Annotated in this window: 1 protein-coding gene; it reads left to right on the forward strand. The window is 60.1% G+C overall.

All coding sequences use genetic code 11. The features are described from left to right. A partial coding sequence (locus RTW80_RS29625) for a serine hydrolase (RefSeq protein ID WP_312721702.1) occupies nt 1-263 on the forward strand: 263 nt, incomplete at both ends.

Genomic DNA, 263 nt, shown 5'->3' on the forward strand with positions numbered 1-263 from the left:
TGACCAGATACTGGCCACAGCTGACGGGCAAGCAGTGGCAGGGTATTCGTATGCTGGATCTCGCCACCTACACCGCTGGCGGCCTGCCGCTACAGGTACCGGATGAGGTCACGGATAACGCCTCCCTGCTGCGCTTTTATCAAAACTGGCAGCCGCAGTGGAAGCCTGGCACAACGCGTCTTTACGCCAACGCCAGCATCGGTCTTTTTGGTGCGCTGGCGGTCAAACCTTCTGGCATGCCCTATGAGCAGGCCCTGACGACG

The sequence above is a fragment of the Escherichia sp. AM3 genome, from assembly GCF_032029835.1.
Taxonomy (GTDB): Bacteria; Pseudomonadota; Gammaproteobacteria; order Enterobacterales; family Enterobacteriaceae; genus Escherichia; species Escherichia coli.